Annotated in this window: 3 protein-coding genes and 1 tRNA gene; 3 read left to right on the plus strand and 1 reads right to left on the minus strand. The window is 68.7% G+C overall.

All coding sequences use genetic code 11. The annotated features are described in order from the left end of the window. Positions 1-207 (minus strand): nucleotide-binding YajQ family protein (locus AC2VON_RS15895; RefSeq protein WP_486953818.1); only part of this gene is annotated, 207 nt, incomplete at its 3' end. 77 nt (positions 208-284) lie between these two features. On the opposite strand from AC2VON_RS15895, the gene AC2VON_RS15900 reads away from it, so the two are divergent. The 3 genes from AC2VON_RS15900 (at position 285) to AC2VON_RS15910 (ending at position 2,299) form a co-directional block, all read left to right on the plus strand. Further along, positions 285-370, plus strand: a tRNA-Tyr gene (locus AC2VON_RS15900). Between the two features lie 125 nt (positions 371-495). Further along, positions 496-1,452 carry a class I SAM-dependent methyltransferase gene (locus tag AC2VON_RS15905; RefSeq protein WP_486953819.1) on the plus strand — a complete coding sequence of 319 codons (957 nt, stop codon included), beginning with the start codon at positions 496-498 and terminating at the stop codon, positions 1,450-1,452. A 58-nt stretch (positions 1,453-1,510) separates the two neighbouring features. After that, positions 1,511-2,299, plus strand: coding sequence for a class I SAM-dependent methyltransferase (locus AC2VON_RS15910; RefSeq protein ID WP_486953820.1), 789 nt, complete (start codon positions 1,511-1,513; stop codon positions 2,297-2,299). The last annotated feature ends 119 nt before the right edge of the window (positions 2,300-2,418 follow it).

The raw sequence follows: 2,418 nt of genomic DNA on the forward strand, positions 1-2,418 counted from the left end.
CTTCTCCTTGAACACGTCGACGGCGGCCTTGACCCGCTCCTCGGTGGAGCTGGTCAGCTCGACGGCTTCCTCACCCTTCCAGGCGATCTTGGTGTCCGTGCCGCGAAAGTCGAACCGGGTGGCCAACTCCTTGGCGGCCTGGTTCAGGGCGTTGTCGACCTCTTGGCGGTCGACCTTGCTGACGACGTCAAACGATGAATCCGCCATGGGATCGGTCCTCTCTCGGTGGTGCTGGTCGTTTGTACCCCGGTTATATCCTCGTTGTACGCTGCTAGTCGCACCACGGCAGGTTGCCCGAGCGGCCAATGGGAGCGGACTGTAAATCCGTCGGCGTATGCCTACCCAGGTTCGAATCCTGGACCTGCCACCACAGTTGCTGGAGACGCCATCGGCGCCCATTCTTAGCGATTCGCTGGGTGCACAATCGGCGTAGTGTCGCGAAGTGCTGCCGGACGGGCCGGACAAGCTGGACAGGCGGAGGGAAAGGAAGCCACGGTGCCAAGGACCGAGGGTGACAGCTGGGAGATCACCGAGAGCGTGGGCGCGACGGCGCTGGGGGTGGCGGCCGCCCGAGCCGCGGAGACCGAGAGCGCGGACCCGCTGATCCGCGACCCGTATGCCCGGGTGTTCCTCGACGCCGCCGGCGAGGGCATGTGGACCATGTGGTCGCCGGCGAGCCTGCCCCCGGAAGCCGCCGAAATCGAACCCGACCTGCCGGTGCGGATGCAGGGGATGGCTGACTACATCGCCTCGCGCACAGCGTATTTCGACAAGTTCTTCCTCGACGCCGCCGCGGCCGGGGTGCGGCAGGCGGTGATCCTGGCCGCCGGTCTGGATGCGCGGGCGTGGCGGCTGCCCTGGCCGGACGGCACAACGGTCTACGAGCTGGACCAGCCCCGGGTCCTGGAGTTCAAGACTGCGACGCTGCGGCGCCATGGTGATGCGCCCAGGTGCAACCAGGTCGACGTCGCCGTCGACCTGCGCGAGGACTGGCCGTCGGCGCTGCGGCAGTCCGGTTTCGATGCCACAGCGCCCAGCGCGTGGTCGGCCGAGGGGCTGCTGCCGTTTCTGCCGGCGGCGGCCCAGGATCTGCTGTTCGAACGGGTGCAGACGCTGAGCGTCGCGGGGAGCCGGATTGCGGTGGAAGCACTCGGCGCCGACTTCAACGACCCGGGCGTCCGGGATCGGCAGCGGGCGCTGATGCAGCGCTACCGGGAGGTAGCGGCTCAGGTGGGCAAGGTAGGCAAGGCGGGTAACGCCGCCGTTCCTGATTTCGACGACCTGTGGTACTTCGAGGAGCGCACCGACGTCGCCGATTGGCTGCGCGGCCATGGCTGGGACGTGACCGAGGCGACCTCCGAGCAGCTGATGGCCCATTACCAGCGCCCCCCGGCTACCGGCATCGAGGACCCGGCGCCACGGAACATGTTCGTCTCGGCGCAGCGGCGGTGAATATTAGGGCCGAAAGCCCCCTAGCGGAGGCATCGTTGGTAAGGCTAGCCTATCTTATATGACGCTACCGATGCCCGACAGGAAACCCGCTGACCTCCCCGGCCACTGGCTCTTCGCCCGGCTGGGCAAACGAGTGCTGCGGCCGGGCGGTCTCGGCCTGACCGAACGCATGCTGGCCGACGCGGCGCTGCCCGGGGCCGACGTGGTGGAGCTGGCTCCGGGGATGGGCCGCACCGCCCGGGAGATTCTGGACCGCAACCCCGGCAGCTACACCGGCGTCGAGACCGACGAGAACGCCGCCGGGGTGGTCCGCTCGGTGGTCGGCGACAAGGGCACGGTGGTGCAGGGCGAGGCCGCCGCGACCGGGCTGGCAGACAGCAGCGCCGACGTGGTGGTGGGTGAGGCGATGCTGACGATGCAGACCGACCCGCACAAGGCCGAGATCGCCCGCGAGGTGTTCCGGGTGCTGCGTCCCGGCGGCCGCTATGCCATCCACGAGTTGGCGCTACAGCCCGACGGGGTCCCCGATGAGGTCAAAGACGAGGTCCGCACGGCGTTAGCGCGTTCGATCAAGGTGAACGCGCGCCCGTTGACCGCCGACGAGTGGACCGCGCTGCTCACCGAGGCCGGCTTCACGGTGGACAAGGTCTCCTTTGCGCCGATGGCGCTGCTGGAGCCGCACCGGCTGATCGCCGACGAGGGCCTGCTGGGTGCGTTGCGCTTCGCCTTCAACGTGTTGCGTGACTCCGACGCCCGGGCCCGCGTGCTCGACATGCGTTCGACGTTTCGCAAGTACCACCAGAACATGGCCGCCATCGAGGTCATCGCGGAAAAGCCGGCGGCCTAGCCCTAGTGGTTCGCGACCGTGACGCGTCGGGCCGGCCCCGAAACGCCCGGCCCCGCGACCGGTTGGGTCGCCCGCTGCCGCACGGCTATCACGGCCCTGACGTCGTCGAAGGCATCCCC

It is taken from the genome of Mycobacterium sp. TH-M82 (assembly GCF_057473605.1).

What these genes read in the sequence shown, in the direction of transcription:
- AC2VON_RS15910 (WP_486953820.1), top strand. Translation starts at nt 1,511, where the DNA reads ATGACGCTACCGATGCCCGACAGGAAACCCGCTGACCTCCCCGGCCAC.